Source organism: Methylobacterium sp. Leaf118, from assembly GCF_920984675.1.
Taxonomy (GTDB): Bacteria; Pseudomonadota; Alphaproteobacteria; order Rhizobiales; family Beijerinckiaceae; genus Methylobacterium.
This window is the reverse complement of record NZ_CAKLBV010000134.1, coordinates 1-1,907: the sequence shown is the minus strand read 5'-3', so window position 1 is coordinate 1,907 and position 1,907 is coordinate 1. Positions and strand designations below refer to the sequence as shown.

The following is a 1,907-nucleotide window of genomic DNA, read 5'->3' as shown; positions in this document are numbered from 1 at the left end:
TGGCACTAGCGGACACATCGATCCTCGAGGGTCTTGAGACGCCGGACCGTCTGCGTCGGCTTCCGGAGAGCGAGCTGCAGCGGGTCGCCGATGCGGTGCGGGCGGAGATGATCGACGCGGTGTCGATCACCGGGGGGCATCTCGGCTCGGGGCTGGGCGTCGTCGAGCTGACGGTGGCGCTGCACCACGTGTTCGACACGCCCGACGACCGGATCGTCTGGGATGTCGGGCACCAGTGCTACCCGCACAAGATCCTGACGGGGCGGCGCGACCGCATCCGCACCCTGCGCCAGGGCGGGGGCCTGTCGGGCTTCACCAAGCGCAGCGAGAGCCCCTACGACCCCTTCGGCGCGGCCCATTCCTCCACCTCGATCTCCGCGGCCCTGGGCATGGCGGTCGGCCGCGACCTCGCCGTGGCCCAGGCCAAGGCGACCGGGGCGGAGCCGGGCCGGCGGCGCAACATGGTGGCGGTGATCGGCGACGGCTCGATGTCGGCCGGCATGGCCTACGAGGCCATGAACAATGCCGGCGCCCTGCATTCGCGCCTCATCGTCATCCTCAACGACAACGACATGTCGATCGCCCCCCCGGTGGGCGCCATGTCGGCCTATCTCGCGAGGCTCGCCTCGGGCGGCACCTATCGGGGCCTGCGCGAGACCGCCAAGCAACTGGGAAAACTCCTGCCCAAGGCCCTCTACGAGCGGGCCGTGCGGGCGGAGGAATACGCCCGCTCCCTGGTGGTGGGCGGCGGCACCATGTTCGAGGAGATGGGCTTCTACTATGTCGGCCCGGTCGACGGGCACAATCTCGACCACCTGCTGCCGGTCCTGAAGAACGTGCGCGATAGCGATCAGGGCCCGATCCTGCTCCACGTGGTCACCCAGAAGGGCAAGGGCTACGGCCCGGCCGAGGCCTCGGCCGACCGCTATCACGGCGTGGTCAAGTTCGACGTGGTGTCGGGGGTCCAGGCCAAGGCCAAGGCCAACGCCCCGGCCTATACGCGGGTGTTCGGCGAGAGCCTGATCAAGGCGGCCGACGCCGACCCGAAGGTGGTGGCGATCACCGCGGCGATGCCGGGCGGCACCGGCATCGACCTGTTCGGCAAGGCGCATCCGGACAAGACCTTCGATGTCGGCATCGCCGAGCAGCACGCGGTGACGTTCGCGGGGGGGCTCGCCACCGAGGGCTACAAGCCGTTCGTGGCGATCTACTCGACCTTCCTGCAGCGGGCCTACGATCAGGTCGTGCACGACGTGGCGCTGCAGAACCTGCCGGTGCGCTTCGCCCTCGACCGGGCCGGGCTGGTGGGGGCGGACGGCGCCACGCATGCGGGCGCCTTCGACCTCGCCTATCTGTGCTGCCTGCCGAACATGACGGTGATGGCGGCGGCCGACGAGGCCGAGCTGGTGCACATGGTGGCCACGGCGCATGCCCACGATTCCGGGCCGATCGCCCTGCGCTATCCCCGCGGCGAGGGGGTGGGCGTGGAGCTGCCCGAGGCCGGCGTGCCGCTGGCGATCGGGCGGGGCCGGGTGGTGCGGCGCCCGGACGGGGCGCGGGTGGCGCTGCTGACGCTGGGCACGCGCCTGTCGGAGGCCCTGAAGGCGGCCGACGCCCTGGCCGAGGAGGGCGTGGCGGTGACGGTGGCGGATGCGCGCTTCGCCAAGCCGCTCGACGCGGAGCTGATCGTGGATCTGGCGACCCACCACGAGGTTCTGGTGACGGTGGAGGAGGGCTCGGTCGGCGGGTTCGGGGCGATGGTCCTGCACCTGCTGTCGGAGCGGGGCGTTCTCGATGCCGGCACGGTGCGGGTGCGGACGCTGACCCTGCCGGACCTCTACCAGGACCACGACAAGCCGGAGATCATGTACGCCCAGGCCGGCCTCGACGCCGAGGGCATCCTCAAG

Annotated in this window: 1 protein-coding gene; it reads left to right on the top strand. The window is 71.1% G+C overall.

Annotated features, from left to right (window positions below):
- The coding region (dxs, locus tag LW587_RS23865; RefSeq protein ID WP_232632051.1) for a 1-deoxy-D-xylulose-5-phosphate synthase at positions 1-1,907 on the top strand (1,907 nt) is incomplete at both ends.